This is a genomic window from Gibbsiella quercinecans, from assembly GCF_002291425.1.
Taxonomy (GTDB): Bacteria; Pseudomonadota; Gammaproteobacteria; order Enterobacterales; family Enterobacteriaceae; genus Gibbsiella; species Gibbsiella quercinecans.
The window spans coordinates 1,609,362-1,625,864 of record NZ_CP014136.1 but is presented as its reverse complement, the minus strand read 5'-3'; the positions used below and the strand labels follow the sequence as shown (position 1 = coordinate 1,625,864).

At 50.1% G+C, this 16,503-nt stretch carries 16 protein-coding genes; 11 read left to right on the top strand and 5 right to left on the bottom strand.

The annotated features are described in order from the left end of the window. Positions 1–44: 44 nt before the first annotated feature. Positions 45–605 (bottom strand): gluconokinase, encoded by a 561-nt coding sequence (gene idnK, locus ACN28Q_RS07530; RefSeq protein ID WP_095845782.1) that lies wholly within the window; start codon positions 603–605, stop codon positions 45–47. 456 nt (positions 606–1,061) lie between these two features. Between idnK and idnD the strand changes: the two genes are divergently transcribed. From idnD to ACN28Q_RS07475, 11 genes are all read left to right on the top strand, one after another. Continuing rightward, complete coding sequence (gene idnD, locus ACN28Q_RS07525) at positions 1,062–2,096, top strand: L-idonate 5-dehydrogenase (protein WP_095845781.1); 1,035 nt, start codon at positions 1,062–1,064, stop codon at positions 2,094–2,096. A gap of 14 nt (positions 2,097–2,110) precedes the next feature. Continuing rightward, complete coding sequence (idnO, locus tag ACN28Q_RS07520) at positions 2,111–2,875, top strand: gluconate 5-dehydrogenase (RefSeq protein WP_095845780.1); 765 nt, start codon at positions 2,111–2,113, stop codon at positions 2,873–2,875. 37 nt (positions 2,876–2,912) lie between these two features. Then, on the top strand, positions 2,913–3,905 hold the full coding sequence (idnR, locus tag ACN28Q_RS07515) for a DNA-binding transcriptional regulator IdnR (protein ID WP_095845779.1): 993 nt from the start codon (positions 2,913–2,915) through the stop codon (positions 3,903–3,905). Between the two features lie 32 nt (positions 3,906–3,937). Further along, positions 3,938–4,891 (top strand): 2-hydroxyacid dehydrogenase, encoded by a 954-nt coding sequence (locus ACN28Q_RS07510; RefSeq protein WP_095845778.1) that lies wholly within the window; start codon positions 3,938–3,940, stop codon positions 4,889–4,891. A 46-nt stretch (positions 4,892–4,937) separates the two neighbouring features. Next, entirely contained in the window at positions 4,938–6,446 is a 1,509-nt protein-coding gene (locus ACN28Q_RS07505; protein WP_095845777.1) for an MFS transporter, read from the top strand. 19 nt (positions 6,447–6,465) lie between these two features. Beyond that, complete coding sequence (locus tag ACN28Q_RS07500) at positions 6,466–7,161, top strand: RraA family protein (RefSeq protein ID WP_095845776.1); 696 nt, start codon at positions 6,466–6,468, stop codon at positions 7,159–7,161. A 95-nt stretch (positions 7,162–7,256) separates the two neighbouring features. Beyond that, complete coding sequence (locus ACN28Q_RS07495) at positions 7,257–7,727, top strand: NanQ anomerase/TabA/YiaL family protein (protein ID WP_183096685.1); 471 nt, start codon at positions 7,257–7,259, stop codon at positions 7,725–7,727. Positions 7,728–7,958: 231 nt separating this feature from the next. Continuing rightward, the gene (locus ACN28Q_RS07490; RefSeq protein ID WP_095845773.1) at positions 7,959–8,675 is read left to right on the top strand and encodes a GntR family transcriptional regulator; all 717 of its coding nucleotides are present in this window, start codon (positions 7,959–7,961) and stop codon (positions 8,673–8,675) included. 185 nt (positions 8,676–8,860) lie between these two features. Beyond that, positions 8,861–9,835, top strand: a complete 975-nt coding sequence (gene fraB / locus ACN28Q_RS07485; protein WP_095845772.1) for a 6-phosphofructose-aspartate deglycase — start codon at positions 8,861–8,863, stop codon at positions 9,833–9,835. Positions 9,836–9,898: 63 nt separating this feature from the next. Next, complete coding sequence (locus tag ACN28Q_RS07480; protein ID WP_095845771.1) at positions 9,899–10,744, top strand: fructoselysine 6-kinase; 846 nt, start codon at positions 9,899–9,901, stop codon at positions 10,742–10,744. 58 nt (positions 10,745–10,802) lie between these two features. Then, positions 10,803–12,122: an anaerobic C4-dicarboxylate transporter family protein gene (locus ACN28Q_RS07475; RefSeq protein WP_095845770.1), complete on the top strand. Its 1,320-nt coding sequence runs from the start codon at positions 10,803–10,805 to the stop codon at positions 12,120–12,122. Between the two features lie 91 nt (positions 12,123–12,213). On the opposite strand, the gene ACN28Q_RS07470 is transcribed toward ACN28Q_RS07475, so the two are convergent. The 4 genes from ACN28Q_RS07470 to ACN28Q_RS07455 form a co-directional block, all read right to left on the bottom strand. Further along, positions 12,214–13,140, bottom strand: a complete 927-nt coding sequence (locus tag ACN28Q_RS07470; RefSeq protein WP_230469453.1) for a carbohydrate ABC transporter permease — start codon at positions 13,138–13,140, stop codon at positions 12,214–12,216. Between the two features lie 3 nt (positions 13,141–13,143). Next, positions 13,144–14,418 carry an ABC transporter substrate-binding protein gene (locus tag ACN28Q_RS07465; RefSeq protein ID WP_095845769.1) on the bottom strand — a complete coding sequence of 425 codons (1,275 nt, stop codon included), beginning with the start codon at positions 14,416–14,418 and terminating at the stop codon, positions 13,144–13,146. Between the two features lie 62 nt (positions 14,419–14,480). Next, a complete protein-coding gene (locus tag ACN28Q_RS07460) occupies positions 14,481–15,281 on the bottom strand; it encodes a carbohydrate ABC transporter permease (RefSeq protein ID WP_095845768.1) in 801 nt (266 codons plus the stop codon). A gap of 13 nt (positions 15,282–15,294) precedes the next feature. Then, a complete protein-coding gene (locus ACN28Q_RS07455; RefSeq protein ID WP_095845767.1) occupies positions 15,295–16,419 on the bottom strand; it encodes an ABC transporter ATP-binding protein in 1,125 nt (374 codons plus the stop codon). Positions 16,420–16,503: the final 84 nt, after the last annotated feature.

Genomic DNA, 16,503 nt, shown 5'->3' with positions numbered 1-16,503 from the left:
TATCCGCTTTATGGCACTGATAGCGGAAGCCCGCGCGTTCCCAGCTACGGATTAGCATGCTCTCTGCCCACCGCGGGGCCGGCTTCTCGGGCCTGTTTAATCGAAGCGATGGCGTTTTCACATTGCCGTATTACCTGTTCAATGCCCTCATTGACGTTGATGCGGATAACATCGCGTTCAGTCGCATCCGGCCGCTCCAGCACCTCAAATTGGTTTTTCAGCAGTTCTACCGGCATAAAATGCCCGGTACGATCGGCCATGCGATTAAGAATGACGTGGTAATCGCCGTCCAGCCACAGGAAAACGATATGAGGGCTGCCTTTTCTGAGAACGTCGCGATAGCTTCTTTTAAGCGAAGAACAAACGATAAAGCCCATTTCATTTTTTTTAAAAAGGCTGTAAGAGGCGTCATTAAGCCTTGCAAGCCATGGCAACCGGTCTTCGTCAGTTAACGGGATCCCTTGCGACATCTTGTCAATGTTGCGGGCAGGATGCAGATCGTCGCCGTCTATGAATTTGGCACCGAGTTCATCTGCTAACTTTTTCCCGATCAACGATTTACCACTTCCTGAAACGCCCATCAAAATATAGCTTTCACCCGCCATTTTATTACCCCTGTTAAAGACAAAATCAAAAACATCCTACCCGGTATAACTGAATAAACTGATGTTTTAATCGGCTGGGAATATAAAAATATAACCGGCATCACGTTATGCGTAACATCCTGGTGTAACACCTGTTTAAAATCAACGGTGTTGTTTTTAAATATGGCGATATTTTTCCTGATAAAAATTTTAATAAATAAAAATAAACCAGCGTGAGAAGAATTTAAAAATGTATCGGGATGTTTTACTCTTTCTAATGTATTGATGGCGTAATGGGTTGCCGCTAACAGGTAATAGACATAGCGCAACTATTTCAACGGCTATTTTTTGAATTTTGAGAGCTCGGTAATGATATGCGTAACATCCCAATGTAACATCCCTTTTGTGTGATTTTAATCACAAATTAAACGCGGTTTTGTTCGTTTAATAAGCCGCACATCAATAAAGGGAGCCAATATGAAAATTAACTCTATTGCCTGTGTGGTAACAGGCGAGCGGGCCGTTGCGCTTAAAAAGTATGAACTGGAATATGAGAATAAAGGTACGCTGGTTAAAATCACCCGCGGCGGCATTTGTGGCTCGGACTTACATTATTATCAGCATGGCCGGGTGGGTAGTTATCCGGTGAAAATGCCAATGATTTTAGGGCACGAAGTGATTGGTATTGTCGAGAAATCCAGTGCGCCTTCTCTGGCCCCGGGTATGGCGGTGGCGATTAACCCAAGTAAACCCTGCCTTAAATGCGAATATTGTCTGGAGGGTAATACTAATCAGTGCCTGAATATGCGTTTTTTTGGCAGCGCAATGTATTTTCCTCACGTTGATGGCGGTTTTACGCAATATAAAATCGTGGAGAACGAACAGTGTATTCCTTTTAACCCTGCGGTGAGCGGCAATGTGATTGTTTTTGCTGAACCGCTGGCGGTGGCTATCCACGCGGTCAACCAGGCCGGCAGTGTTAAAGGCAAACGGGTTTTCGTTTCCGGGGTTGGCCCAATCGGCTGCCTGGTTGTGGCGGCCGCCAAGGCGTTGGGGGCCGAAGAGATTGTGGCAACGGACATCAGTGAACGTTGTTTGCAGCTTGCCCGCGCCATGGGGGCCGATAACACCTTTACCGCCGATGCGCCGGCACTGGCAGGCTATGAATCAGGCAAAGGCTTTTTTGATGTGGCATTCGAGGCTTCGGGCCATCCGGCTTCTATCAAACGCTGCGTTCAGGTCACCCGAGCAAAAGGGCACGTCGTGCAGGTGGGGATGGGGGGCGCAACCGCAGAGATCCCATTGATGGCGCTGATTGCCAAAGAAATTAACCTCATTGGCACGTTTCGTTTTACGGAAGAATTTAACACGGCAGTGCAATGGCTGGAGGAGAAAAAGATCAACCCGCTGCCCTTGCTCACCGCGGAGTACCGGTTTGAGGATTTCCAGCAAGCGCTGAATTTCGCGGCGGATAAATCAGCCGCATCAAAAGTACAGCTCGTTTTTGCATAATATGGGGATGGATTGTGGATACTTTATTTTCTCTCAAAGATAGAAAAGCATTAATTACCGGTTCGGCGCAAGGGATCGGTTTTTTATTGGCTCAGGGGCTTGGGCGCTATGGTGCAGAAATCATTATTAATGACATAACCGCAGAGCGGGTCGATCAGGCGGTTACCCGCCTGGAACAGCAGGGCATAAAAGCCTATGGCGTGCCTTTTGATGTAACGGACAGTCAACAGGTGCAGCATGGCGTTGCCACAATTGAACAACGTATTGGCCCGATCGATATTTTGATTAATAACGCGGGGATTCAGCGCCGCCATCCGTTTACTGAATTTCCTGAAGCTGAATGGGATGATGTGATCAGGGTAAATCAGAAATCGGTATTTATCGTTTCCCAGGCGGTTGCCAAACATATGGTTAAACGGCAACAAGGTAAAATTATCAATATTTGCTCTATGCAAAGCGAGCTTGGGCGCGACACCATCACACCTTATGCGGCCTCCAAGGGGGCGGTAAAAATGCTCACGCGTGGGATGTGCGTAGAATTAGCAAGATACAATATTCAAATTAATGGCATCGCGCCCGGTTATTTTAAAACTGAAATGACCAAGGCGTTGGTCGAAAACCGTGAATTTACAGACTGGTTATGTAAGCGCACTCCGGCCGCCCGCTGGGGGAACCCTGAGGAATTGATTGGCGCCGCTGTCTTTTTGTCTTCGAAAGCCTCTGACTTTGTAAATGGTCACCTGCTTTTCGTGGATGGAGGCATGTTGGTCGCCGTTTGATTCTGTGGCTGGGATATAAACTTCATAAAGGGTATCTATGCGTAATAACCGGATAAGTCTCCAGGATATAGCAAGCCTTGCGGGCGTGAGTAAAATGACCGTTAGCCGCTATCTACGTGAGCCCAAACAGGTGGCATCGGAAACCCGGCTGAAAATTGCAGAAATACTGGATGAGATGAATTACATACCAAGCAGAGCGCCCAATATTATGCTCAATGCAAAAAGTAATTCAATTGGCGTGCTGATACCCTCTTTCCAGAATCAGGTTTTTTCAGACATTCTTTCCGGCCTGGAGTTTATCACTAACCAGCATGGCTATCAGTTGTTAATTTCTGAATATAACTACTCCAGGGAGAATGAAGAAAAGCAGATTATCAACCTGCTGTCATATGATATTGAGGGCATCGTGCTGTGCGAAAAAGTACACACCTTGCGTGCGCAAAGCTATTTAAGATCGTCGAAAATACCCGTTATTGAAATCATGGATACGCTGGAATCACAGATCGATATTGAAATTGGCTTTGATAATAAATTAGCGGCTTACCATATGGTGAATGCCATGATCCAGCATGGGAAAAAGCATATTTATTATTTTGGATCACGTAACGATCAGCGCGATAACCAACGCTATCTTGGTTATCGCGCGGCGATGCAAGAGTCCGGTTTACTGGCTCGCCGCATATCACCTAACAGCATTTCATCATTTTCGCTGGGCGCAATGATGCTCAAAGATGTGTTGGCTGGGGCGCAAAAAGTCGACGGGATATTTTGCACCAATGACGATATTGCCGTTGGCGTATTGCAGGAGTGTTTGCGGCGTGGCATTCGGGTGCCGGAGCAGATGTCTATTGCCGGCTTCCATGGTCTTGATATTGGCAAAACGGTGACGCCTGTATTAGCCAGTGTAATCACTCCGCGCTTTGAAATTGGTAAAAAGTCGGCAGAGGTGATCATCAAAAAAATGGATGCTGCGAATGCCACACGTAGCGTTGATCTGGGCTTCAAGATATTTACCGGGGAAACGATATAACCCATTAATTAACGCGTTAAAGCGAGATAATTATGAGCAAAGAAAAAGAACACATCCTGGTTGTTCAACCATTAATGGATGCGTTGGCAAACAGGTTGGCTAGCCGTTTTATCTGCCATAACCTTTATCAGTGTGAAAATAGCGATGAATATTTACGTCAGCACGGCGAAAAAATTCGCGGTGTTGCCACCCGTGGCGATGTTGGCTTATCCGCCGATGTGATGGCCAGGCTGCCTAATCTGGAAATTATTTCAGTTTTTGGCGTGGGGACCGACGGTATTGATTTAGTCACAGCGGCGGAAAGGGGCATTCACGTTACCGTTACCCGCGATATTTTAACCGATGATGTGGCGGATTTGGCGCTGGCTTTTATTTTGGCGCAGGCGCGGCAATTATCCTATCAGGATAAGTTCGCCCGAAGTGGTCAATGGTTAACCACGCCCCCTCGCCTTGCCAGTAAAGTCAGCGGTAAAAAGATCGGGATTTTGGGGCTGGGGAAAATTGGCAAGGCGATCGCCAAACGCGCCAGCGCCTTTGATATGTGCGTGGGCTATTGCGACAGAACAGAAAAATCGTCCGTTGAATATAGTTATTTCCCCGACGTGCAGGCATTGGCGGCATTTTCGGATTTTCTGGTATTGGCCATGCCCGGTAATGAAAGTAACCGGAATTTGATTGATTCCGCCGTATTGCAGGCTTTGGGGCCCGAGGGCACGCTGATTAACATTGCGCGCGGCTCGTTAGTTAATGAGCAACATCTTATTGAAGCTTTGCAATCAGGCACAATTAAGGCCGCGGCTTTGGATGTTTATCAGCATGAGCCGGAAATTCCAGCGCCATTATTGCAGATGAATAATGTTTTACTCACGCCGCATATTGCCAGCGCAACGGTTGAAACCCGCCAAGCAATGGCAAATAACGTTTTTGATAACCTTGATCGTTACTTCACCGAAGGCAAGGCGATAACCGCGCTGGATTTACAGTAAGAAAAATAAATACGTGAAATATTACCCTTAAATAATGAGGTACGTTATGAATAATGAGTCCTCGACCCTGCACTGGAGCCGGCGCATTACGCGGCCGCAGTGGAAAGCATTCTGGGCTGCCTGGATCGGTTATATGCTTGATGGTTTTGATTTTGTCATTATCACCTTAGTGCTAACCGAAATCATGGCGGAGTTTAATATCCCGACGGTTGAAGCCGCCGGGCTGGTTTCCGCCGCTTTTATCTTAAGGTGGTTCGGCGGCCTGGCCCTGGGCGCCATGGGCGACCGGTTTGGCAGAAAGAGCGCCATGATTGCCAGCATTGTGATGTTTGCCGGCGGTACGGTCGCCTGTGGTTTAGCGCCTAATTACACCTGGATGTTCATCGCCAGGGTGATTGTCGGTGTTGGGATGGCCGGGGAATACGGCACAAGTTCCGCCTACGTGATCGAAAGCTGGCCCAAGGACATGCGTAATAAGGCCAGCGCGTTTCTTAACTCTGGTTTTTCCGCCGGCGCTATTCTTTCGGTAATGGCCTATAGCGTCATCGTGCCTTTATGGGGTTGGCGCGTATTATTTTATATCGGGATTATCCCAATCCTGTATGCGTTATGGTTGCGCCGCGCTATTCCCGAAGCCGAAGAATGGGCAAAAAATCGTGCCAAGAGCACCAAGCCCGTATTTACCATGGTTGATTTGTTATACCGCAATGGTAATGCGGCTAAAAGCGGCATGAATATCGCCATGTCTGTTATCGCTGCGGTGGCGCTGTATTTTTGTTTCGATCACAGCCGGCCTGCCGTACTGGTCGCTATTCTGGGGGTGATCACCACACTGATTTTTATTTCCTTTTTGGTACAAAGCGGCGGCAAAAAATGGCCCACCAGCTTAATGCTGACGGTGATTATTTTATGCGTATTTCTGTATGGCTGGCCGATACATGCGCTGTTGCCGACCTATTTAAAAACCGAGCTGCATTACACGCCTGAAATCGTGGCGCTGGTGTTCTCTTTCAGCCGGTTCGGCATGGGGCTAGGCTGCTGTTTTGCCGGTATCGCCGGCGATTATTTCGGCACCAGAAAAACCTACGTCATCAGCCTGCTGATTGCCCAGATCATCATCATCCCGGTATTTGCCTTAACCGGCGGCAGCGTGTGGCTACTGTGCGCTTTGATTTTCTTGCAGCAGCTATTTAGCCAAGGCGTTGGCGGGCTGCTTGCCAAACTGATCAGCGGCTATTTCGATACCGACCAACGTGCAGCCAATTTGGGGTTCATTTACAACATTGGCTCTATGGGCGGGGCGCTGGCGCCTGTTTTAGGCGCCTCCATTGCCCAACAATTCAGCCTGGGAACGGCGCTGAGTGGTTTGTCATTCTCGCTGACATTTGTCGTTATCCTGCTGATTGGCTTAGATATGCCGTCACGATTGCAACGCTGGCTGCGGCCAGAAGCGCTGCGTTATTACGACGCTGTTGACGGAACCCCTCTCACGGGCGCTTTCACGAAGAAGACCACCCCAGAGCAGATCGCTTTGGCCGAAAAAGTTCACAATTAATCACTTAGAGGATATTGGAATGGCTATTGGTAATCGTGTGTTTTTAAAAAGACCGATGGATGCACTCCCTTTGCTTGATGCATTCCGTCAACTCCCCGCGGCGGTGGTCGCCGATTGTATGAGCCGCATGCCGGCGTTGTCATCGGAAATAAAGCTGATGAGCGCGCCCCAAAAAGCCGTTATGTGCGGGTTAGCCGTCACCGTTAAAGCGCGCTCTGGCGATAATCTGATGTTGCATAAGGCCATGGATATTGCCGGCCGTGATGATGTGATTATTCTTTCGAACGAAGGGGACCGCAGCCAGTCGCTGATGGGCGAAGTGATGACCACCTATGCCCGCTACCGTGGTATCGAAGGGATCGTGCTGGATGCGCCGATTCGTGATATCGAAGGTATTTCAAAAATGGATTTTCCGCTGTATGCGGTCGGGCATACGCCAGGTGGCCCATTCAAGGATGGCCCGGGTGAAATTAATGTGCCGATCGCCTGTGGGAAAATTCATGTCTGCCCAGGGGATATTGTTATGGGCGATGCCGATGGGGTGATTATCATTCCGCGCCTGGATGCCGCGCGTATTCTGGAAGAGGCCCAGCAGTACCTGGTTGTGGATAATCACAACTTTGAACTGGCAAAATCCGGCGCCCTGGAGCGCACCTGGATTGATAAATTATTTGCGGCAAAAAACGTCGACGTCATCGACGATGTTTATTTCTGATTGTTCGGCACGTTTTAATACCCGCTAAATATCATGCCGGGGGTTAACGGATGTGGCGGTTAACCCCTGCGTGCTATTTAAAAAAGGAGCATGGCATGATTGTTGATTCATTGGCTTCGATTAAACACCATCCCGGACTGGATGCAGAGTTCCTAACCGCTTTGGAACAGGTAATGGCGCTGGATCTGTTTGATCTTGCGCCAGGTGATTATTCACTGGGAGCGGGAAAGATTCTGGTTAAAATGATGGACCGGCAATTAACGGCGCCAGCGGTTAAACCTTTTGAAATGCATCAGCGCGATATTGATATTCATATTCCGCTAAACGGCCCGGAAACGCTAGGGTATGTCTGCGGGGATGGACGAATGGAAAATATCACGCCCTATGATAAGGCCAGGGATATCTGTTTTGCGCAGGCGCAGCAGGGCGAAGCATGGTTGGTATTGCCTCCCGGCGGGTTGGTGATTTTCTTCCCAGGGGAATGGCATAAGCCCGCTTGTTATTTGGATTCAACTCATTTCCTGAGAAAGGCCGTGATCAAGATCGCCGCGCCCGACCGTTATTAACCATCCCGCCAATACGTAACCGGAGCCGGTTTATTCATACGCGAAAATGTTGTGTATTGTATGCTATACCCTTCATACTTCAAGTTGCAGGTGTGTTGGCTTTCCTCGCTCACCCCAGTCACTTACTGGAGTAAGCTCCTGGGGACTCACTGCGTTGCCGCCTTACTGCAACTCGAATTATTTTGGGTATATATTTTGTGCGCATTATGGCAATACAAAAGGATACTTAGCGTGAATCAGCCGGATCCCACAAGCGCCAAGCCACTGTATAAACAGCTTGAAGAAGCCCTGAAAGCAGCCATTTCAAGCGGCGAGTTTAAGCCTGGGCAACAAATCCCAACCGAAAATGATCTCAGCGCCAATTGGAAGGTCAGCCGGGTGACGGTGCGTAAAGCGCTTGATGCGCTAACGCGTGAAAATTTGCTCACCCGCGTTTCAGGTAAAGGGACGTTTGTCTCCGGTGAGAAATTCCAGCGCAGCATGGCAGGCATCATGAGCTTCAGCGAGTTGTGCCGTTCGCAGGGCTATCGCCCAGGGGCGCGTACCATAAAATCAGTCTTTGAACCGGCGAATGAAGAAATACGCGAGCGGTTTAATATCAGCAAAGATGAGAAAGCCGTGGTGCTGGAGCGTATTCGTTATGCCGACGATGTGCCGGTCTCATTGGAGACGGTCTGGTTCCCGCCGTCTTTTGCTTTCCTGTTGGATGAGGATCTAAACAATAACTCTTTGTATGATCTCCTGCGCGATAAGTACGATCTATGGTTTACCCATTCAAGCAAAGTGATCGAGCTGGTGTACGCCAACTTTGAGGTGGCTCATTATCTTGGTGTCGCTCAGCGCTATCCCTTAATCTCAATAAAAAGCGAGATGATTGATAATAAAGGGAAAATATCATGTATTTCTCATCAGTTGATTGTGGGTGACAAAATCCGCTTCACGGTTTAATCACTGCTTCGCCGTTTAAATACCCCCTGAGATCGGGATCTACATCGTGGATCCCGATTTTTTATGCGCAATTTTATTGATCTAAATGTATCTCAATGTTATATCGTTAATGCAATACATTTAAATACATTAAGGCATCGTCGTGTTGTGGCGCTGGATGTCTGTACAGACCCAAGGAGATCAGTATGAGTATCAAAGAAATTGTGAGCGGCATCGTGGAGAACAACGCGGCGAAAGGGGGGATCACGCATATTTACTACGTTGCCTGTGGGGGTTCTTATGCCGCATTTTACCCCGCGAAAGCCTTTATCGAGAAAGAGGCCAAAACACTCTCTGTTGGGCTGTACAACAGTGGCGAGTTTATCAATAACCCACCGGTTGCGCTGGCCGACAATGCCGTCGTCATCGTGGCTTCGCATAAGGGGAATACGCCAGAAACTATCCAGGCCGCCGCGCTGGCGCAAAGCCGTGGCGTACCGGTGATCGGCCTGACATGGGTCACTGATTCCCCACTGGTGGCCCACTGTGATTTTGTTGAAACCTATAGCTTTGGCGAAGGTAAAGACATTGCGCAAGAGAAAACCATCAAAGGGTTGCTAAGTGCCGTAGAGTTCCTGCAGCAGACGGAAGGCTATGTGCATTATGATGATTTCCAGGACGGGCTGAGCAAAATTAACCGTATTGTCTACCGCGCCTGTGAGCACCTGGAGAAACGCGCGTTGGCGTTCGCTGAAGAATATAAGGATGATAAGGTTATTTATACCCTGGCCAGCGGTGCCGGTTATGGCGCCGCCTATTTACAAAGCACATGTATTTTTATGGAAATGCAGTGGATCCATTCCGCCTGCATTCACAGCGGTGAGTTCTTCCACGGCCCCTTTGAGATTACCGACGCCAACACGCCATTTTTCTTCCAGTTCTCTGAAGGCAGCACCCGCGCCGTGGACGAGCGCGCATTAACATTCCTGAAAAAATATGGTCGCCGTATTGAAGTCGTAGACGCCAAAGAGTTGGGCCTTTCCACCATTAAGCCGACCGTAATCGATTACTTTAACCACTCGCTGTTCAACAATGTCTACCCGGTTTATAACCGTGCGCTTGCTGATATTCGTCAGCATCCATTAACCACGCGCCGTTATATGTGGAAGGTGGAGTACTGATCTTATTTGGCGCGATAATCGGGCAAGGATGCTATTGGCTGGATGATCGGATAAGGAACCACAATGAGCATAAAGGCGATTGGCATCGGCGATAACGTCGTCGATAAATACCTCCATTCCGGCATGATGTACCCTGGCGGCAACGCCCTCAACTTTGCGGTTTATGCCCGCCAGGCCGGGATTGAGAGTGCGTTTCTGGGGGCGTTTGGCAGCGATGCCGCCGCCCGGCACGTACAGCAGACGTTAGACGAATTAGGTATTGATAGGCAGCGTTGCCGGCACTACAGCGGTGAGAACGGCTATGCCTGCATCCGGCTGGTGAACGGCGATCGGGAATTTGTCACCAGTAATAAAAATGGCATGCTGCGCGAGCATCCGTTGGCGCTGGCAGCAAACGATCTGGACTACATCGCACAGTTTGATTTAGTGCACTCTAGCCTGAATGGCCATCTGGAAACTGAACTGGCCAAGATAAAAACATTACCCGTCACGTTATCTTTCGATTTTTCCTCACGCGGTACGGATACTTATTTTAAGCAAGTTTGCCCGTGGGTGGATTATGGTTTTATTTCCTGTGGTGCGCTTACGGAAAATGAAACAAGGCAAAAGATAGATAAGCTATTTGATTATGGCTGCCGGCATATTATCGCCACCCGTGGCCATGAGAATGTTTATTATTTTTCGGGTGAAGAGGTTATTGCATGGCAGCCGGAATATATCGAACCAATAGATACGTTGGGCGCGGGGGATGCTTTCCTAACCGGCTTTATGCTGTCGATACTACAAGCTGGGCAGCCTGAAGCCGATAGAGACATTGTACTTCGCGCCATGGCGGCGGGGGGCGTATTGGCACGCGGCGTTCTGCATCATTATGGCGCATTTGGTTTTGGGAAATCCTATTCCGATTAAACACCGCGCCCTTTAAATAAAAGTCTGGCATTAACTCCGTAATTATCAGGGGGTAAATATGTTTTGGACGGAACTCGGTTTTATTCTTGTCGCTCTGATGTTTGGTGCCCGAGTCGGCGGTGTCTTTTTAGGGATGATCGGGGGATTTGGCGTTGGCATCCTGGTATTTGTTTTCGGCCTGACGCCTTCTTCACCACCGATTGATGTTATTCTGATTATTCTCTCGGTTGTATTGGCTGCTTCTTCTTTGCAAGCCTCCGGCGGGTTGGATCTCCTGGTTCGGCTGGCGGAAAGTATGCTGCGCCGCCATCCTCGCTATATCACGTTGCTGGCGCCGTTTATCTGTTATTTCTTTACCTTTATGTCGGGTACCGGGCACGTTGTCTACAGCCTGCTGCCGGTTATCTCTGAAGTTTCCCGTGATTCGGGCATTCGCCCGGAACGGCCGCTGTCTATATCGGTGATTGCCTCGCAACAGGCGATCACGGCAAGCCCAATTTCCGCCGCGATGGCGGCGATGGTCGGCCTGCTGGCCCCGCTGGGGGTTTCGATTTCCACCATTATGATGATTTGCGTACCCGCGACGTTAATTGGCGTTGCGGCAGGCGCTATCGCAACCTTTAATAAAGGCAAAGAGTTAAAGGATGATCCTGAATACCAGCGCAGGTTGAGCGAAGGGCTGTTAAAACCGATCGGTAAAACGGAAAGGGCAACTGTGCTGGCCCCGCATGCGAAACTGTCCGTGCTGCTGTTTTTGACCGGCGCGGTGGTGATTGTGCTGTTGGGGTTGATTCCAGGGCTGCGCCCGCTGGTGGAAACGGCAAAAGGGTTGCAGCCGCTGTCGATGTCTGCCGCAATCCAAATGGTGATGTTGTCGTTTGCCTGCCTGATCGTATTGCTGTGCCGCCCACCCGTCGATCACATCCTGAGTGGCTCGGTATTTCGCGCGGGTGCATTGGCGATCGTCTGTGCCTTTGGCCTTGCCTGGATGAGCGAAACGTTCGTCAGCAGCCATATCGATCTGATTAAGGCCGAGGTGCAAGTTCTGCTTCAGGAACATACCTGGCTGATTGCCATCATGATGTTCTTTGTTTCGGCCATGGTCAGTAGCCAGGCCGCGACCACGTTGATTTTGCTGCCGTTGGGGCTGGCGCTGGGGTTGCCGCTTTATGCACTCATCGGCTCATGGCCGGCGGTGAACGGCTATTTCTTGATCCCGGTCGCCGGGCAGTGCCTGGCTGCGCTGGCTTTCGACGACACCGGCACTACCCGTATTGGTAAATATGTGCTTAACCACAGTTTTATGCGCCCCGGCCTGGTGAATGTGATCGTCTCGGTCGTGGTCGGGTTAGCCATCGGCAAATTTGTCATACCGTAATGGGGGCCTCATCACACCTGCGAGACAGGGGCATACCGCGTTAAACCAAGGGCCATATTTATTGACCTTGCGCCATGGTGACTGAACACAATTAGCGCCGGCGTTCCAGCATGGCGAAAAAAAGCACGGTCATTACCAGAACGATCAGCAATAGCATTAATGCGGCTGCCGCGCCTTCGTTCAGGGAAAGGCCGAGGAAAGCGCGGCGATAAGCGAAAAAGCTCAACATTTCAGTCGCTGAACCTGGGCCGCCGCGTGTCAGAATATAAGGTAAATCGTACGTACGTAGCTCGTTAATCAACTGAATAACGACGGTAATGGCTGATACCGGTCGCAACATTGGCAGGGTGATATACCAAAACTGTTGCCAACTTCTTGCCCCGTCCATTTGCGCCGCTTCATAGGGATCACGCGGGAGGGCGGCGAGGCCAGCGGCGAGGATCAGAATAACAAACGACATCTGTTGCCAGATATCTATGACGGCCATTGACCAAAATGCCAATGTGGGCGTTCCCAGCCAATCCAGGGCGGGTAAGCCGATATCCTGTAGCAGGTGATTAATAATGCCAAGGTTGGGTTGCAACAACATGCGCCATATTAGCGCCACGCTCACCGGCGACATAGCCATCGGGATCGTCAATAGGGCGAAATATAACGGGCGCATTTTAACCACGCGGTTGAGCATTAAGGCGATGCCCAGCCCGATGACAAACTCGCCCGCCACGGTCAGCAGCGAATAGCGGATAGTTAACCAAGTGGCGGCCCAAAAGCCGCCGTCACTGAGTATAGCGACAAAATTATCTATCCCCACGAAGGGGGCTATTTCGGGGTTAAGTAAGGTATAGGATGAAAATGCCAGGATGAAGGCATAAGCCACCGGGAACCCCATCACGATCGTCAGCGTGGCTAACCCCGGCAGGGCAAACGCCCAGCCGGTAAGACGGAAGCGATCAAAGCGGGCAAACCAGCAGGTTTTAGCCTGGTATGCCGTGGTACAGGATGTTTGCATTGGCATCATAAGTTATTTCTTCATCAACTGTTCGAGTTGTTCGGTGACGTAGAGTAACGTGTCGTCTACAGAGCCATTGCTGGAAGCCAGTTTTGAAAGTTGTGCGCCGAGCACGTCTTCATAATTGGCTGAATAGGTAAAAATGGGGAAGGATTTACCGGATGCGACGACTTTTTCCGCTTCGGCATAGTAGGGGTATTTCGCCAGAATTTCGGCATTTTTATACACATCCTCACGTACCGGCGCATGGCCTTCCCGGGCGCGTGCGATAGACGTTTTTTCGCTTTGCACCCACTGGATGAAGGTCCAGGCGGCAGCTTTTTCTTCATCGGTGATATTTTTGGGAATACCCCAACCCCAGCCGCCGCTTTCACCGTGGCCGCCCGGCATGGTCGTCAAAGCCAGTTTCCCGGCAACGGCAGGGCAGGATTGCGGGTTATCCAATTGTGGCAACATCCACCAATACGTCACCATGCTGAATGCCTCGCCGCTACACATCAGGCGGATGGTGTCATCCAACGTCGCGGAAAGGGCGCCTGTCTGTGCGCCATGTTTAATTGCATCAACATAGAGCGATAGCGCGGTTTTACCTTGTGGGCTGTTGAGTACGACTTTTTTATTGCCATCAAGATAATCCCCACCTGCTGCAAACAGATAGTTAGAGAACTCCATGCTGTTAGGATCGCCGCGTTGCCCTTGCATGGCCGCCCCTGCTTTACCGGTTTGCTGCTTGATAAATTTCACCAGCGTAACGTAATCAGCCAGGGTCGCCGGCGGCGCCAACGGCTTGTTGAATTCAGCCTGATATTTAGCTTGTAGTGTGCTTTCCTGCAGCATATCGGTGCGGTAAATCAGGCCCATGGAATAGTTGTACATGGGGATCAGATCGGTTTTTCCCGCGGTAAGATTTAACAAAGAAACAGTAGAAGGAATGAATGCGGCCATATCAAAGCCGGATTGTTGTACCATGGGCGTGAGATCGGTCAGCCACTTCGCTTTGGAAAACTCCCCGGCCCACAAAAAATCAACGGCAAGCACATTGTAATAGCTTTGTGGTGCGATTAATTGTGAAACCAGTTTGTCGTGCATGTCCCCATAGCCGATTTTTTCAAACTGGACTTTAATGTGGTGTTGTTTCTCAAACTCGGGCAGCATTTTCTCTATGATTTGCGTTTCGGGAACATTCTCCATCAGCGCACGCAACACTACCTCTTTAGCCTGCACGCTTGCGCTAAGGCCTAATATCATCAATCCAGATAACAGCGTGGTCTTCATATCGTTAAACATAATTGACTCCTGATAAATGGATGCCGAAATATCAATGGCTATCCGATGAAAGGATGATTCAGCTACTTAACCCCGCCAAAAGTGAGCCCTTTGACGATATAACGTTGTATAAAATGTGATGCGATAATCAGGGGTAAAATGGCCAGTACAATGCCAGCGGAAACTTTACCTATTTGCACGCCATTAGACGTTTGCAGAGCCGCCAGTGCGACGGGGATAGTTGCGGTTTTTGGGCCGCTTAGCACTAAGGCAAAAAGAAACTCGTTCCACGAAAGGATAAAACCAAGTACGCCTGCTGCAGCCAGGCCGGGCAAAGAGATCGGCAAGATCACATACCAGAAGGCCCCCCAGGCGGTGGTGCCATCGGTCATTGCCGCCCATTCCAGATCGACCGGAATGCCTTCAAAGAAACCCATTAAAATCCAGGTCAGGAACGGCAGATTAAGTGCGGCATATACCAGCGTCAGCCCCACCAGCGAGTTGGTGAGTTCCAGGGCTCTCAATACGGCAAAGGCGGGCAGCACCAGTGCAACGGCCGGTAGCATTTGTGTCGCCAGCATAAAAAAACGGGCGGCGCTTCCGCCCGTTTTAAAGCGGGCAAAGGCATAGCCGGTAGCCGCCGCTAACGGCATGGCCAACAAAACCGAGCAGGAAGCCACGATCAGACTGTTGGCGCTGTAAGTGAGAAAATCGTCATCACCAATCAGGCTGGTAAAGTTTTCACTGGAGAAAGCGGGAAAAATATCGCTGCTGTACGCCATGGATTCTGGAACCAGGCTGGTACGCAGGATCCAAAGAATCGGTAGCACGACGATAATACAGGCTACGATCAGGCCGAAGTGTAATCCTATTTTGCGTAGCATATTCAGCTCCCATTCAGGCAGTGGTGAGAGGGGCAGGGCGGCGGGGGATAACGTCGCCGGTTTCCGCATCAAAGAGATGCAGCGAATGCGGATCCATATAGACGGTAATCCTGTCATCCGGTTGCGGGCGCGCGTGTTGATCCAGGCGTACGACAATCTGTACCTCTCCGATTTTCCCTGTAACAATATTTTCAGCCCCGAGCACTTCAACCGTACTGACCTTCATCTCCAGGGGGCGCCAATGCGCGTGCCGTTGGTGGGAATGGAAATCCTCTGGGCGAATGCCCAGCGTCATATGTTTACCGCCGAGAAGGCGATAGTCTTCTTGCATGCATTCGGCGAGCTCGAATGCAGGCCCATTTTCCAGTTGTAACCGTAGGCCGCCCGGCGCGGGAATAACCTCGCAGGGCAGTAAATTGATCGCCGGTGATGAGAGAAATTTTGCGACAAATGTGTTAACTGGGTTTTGATACACTTCCAATGGCGTTCCGCATTGGATCAGATGCCCATTGCGCATAATGCAGATGCGATCGGCCATGGTCATGGCTTCTACCTGGTCGTGGGTAACATAAATCATGGTTTTACCCAACCGGCGATGCAGTTTGATCAGTTCGCTGCGCATTTCAGCCCGTAATTGCGCATCGAGGTTGGAGAGCGGCTCATCCAATAAAAATGCCTGCGGTTCTCGTACAATGGCTCTGCCAAGGGCCACGCGCTGGCGTTGGCCCCCTGATAACGCCGCCGGTTTACGGTGCAGCAAGGTATCCAGGCCGAGCAGTGCCGCGCTTTCATTAACCTTTTGTTTTATAATTTCTTTTGGCGTACCACGCATTTTCAGGCCGAATGCCATGTTTTCTTCGACGGTCATATGCGGATACAGCGCGTAGCTCTGGAATACGACCGCAATATTACGGGCGTGGGGGGCAACGTTATTCATATTTTGATCGTTGATCATCAGCGTTCCCTCACTGATGCTTTCCAATCCGGCAATCATTCTCAGCGTGGTGGATTTCCCACAGCCTGAAGGGCCCAGAAATACCACGAACTCACCATCGCGAATTTTTAAACTCACATCGCGCACGCTGTATTGGCTATTATTGTAGGTTTTTGAAACGTTAAGTAATTCAATAGAGGCCATGCGCTTATACCTTTGCTATGTGCTGTGTTCTTTCGCCCTGCGGGCAGGCGGTTGCTTAGCGGGTGTATTCATCACGAATGACGG

What these genes read in the sequence shown, in the direction of transcription:
- ACN28Q_RS07470 (WP_230469453.1), bottom strand. Translation starts at nt 13,140, where the DNA reads ATGATGCCAATGCAAACATCCTGTACCACGGCATACCAGGCTAAAACC.
- ACN28Q_RS07475 (WP_095845770.1), top strand. Translation starts at nt 10,803, where the DNA reads ATGTTTTGGACGGAACTCGGTTTTATTCTTGTCGCTCTGATGTTTGGT.
- ACN28Q_RS07495 (WP_183096685.1), top strand. Translation starts at nt 7,257, where the DNA reads ATGATTGTTGATTCATTGGCTTCGATTAAACACCATCCCGGACTGGAT.
- ACN28Q_RS07460 (WP_095845768.1), bottom strand. Translation starts at nt 15,281, where the DNA reads ATGCTACGCAAAATAGGATTACACTTCGGCCTGATCGTAGCCTGTATT.
- ACN28Q_RS07510 (WP_095845778.1), top strand. Translation starts at nt 3,938, where the DNA reads ATGAGCAAAGAAAAAGAACACATCCTGGTTGTTCAACCATTAATGGAT.
- idnK (WP_095845782.1), bottom strand. Translation starts at nt 605, where the DNA reads ATGGCGGGTGAAAGCTATATTTTGATGGGCGTTTCAGGAAGTGGTAAA.
- ACN28Q_RS07480 (WP_095845771.1), top strand. Translation starts at nt 9,899, where the DNA reads ATGAGCATAAAGGCGATTGGCATCGGCGATAACGTCGTCGATAAATAC.
- ACN28Q_RS07500 (WP_095845776.1), top strand. Translation starts at nt 6,466, where the DNA reads ATGGCTATTGGTAATCGTGTGTTTTTAAAAAGACCGATGGATGCACTC.
- fraB (WP_095845772.1), top strand. Translation starts at nt 8,861, where the DNA reads ATGAGTATCAAAGAAATTGTGAGCGGCATCGTGGAGAACAACGCGGCG.
- idnR (WP_095845779.1), top strand. Translation starts at nt 2,913, where the DNA reads ATGCGTAATAACCGGATAAGTCTCCAGGATATAGCAAGCCTTGCGGGC.
- ACN28Q_RS07455 (WP_095845767.1), bottom strand. Translation starts at nt 16,419, where the DNA reads ATGGCCTCTATTGAATTACTTAACGTTTCAAAAACCTACAATAATAGC.
- ACN28Q_RS07465 (WP_095845769.1), bottom strand. Translation starts at nt 14,418, where the DNA reads ATGTTTAACGATATGAAGACCACGCTGTTATCTGGATTGATGATATTA.
- ACN28Q_RS07505 (WP_095845777.1), top strand. Translation starts at nt 4,938, where the DNA reads ATGAATAATGAGTCCTCGACCCTGCACTGGAGCCGGCGCATTACGCGG.
- idnD (WP_095845781.1), top strand. Translation starts at nt 1,062, where the DNA reads ATGAAAATTAACTCTATTGCCTGTGTGGTAACAGGCGAGCGGGCCGTT.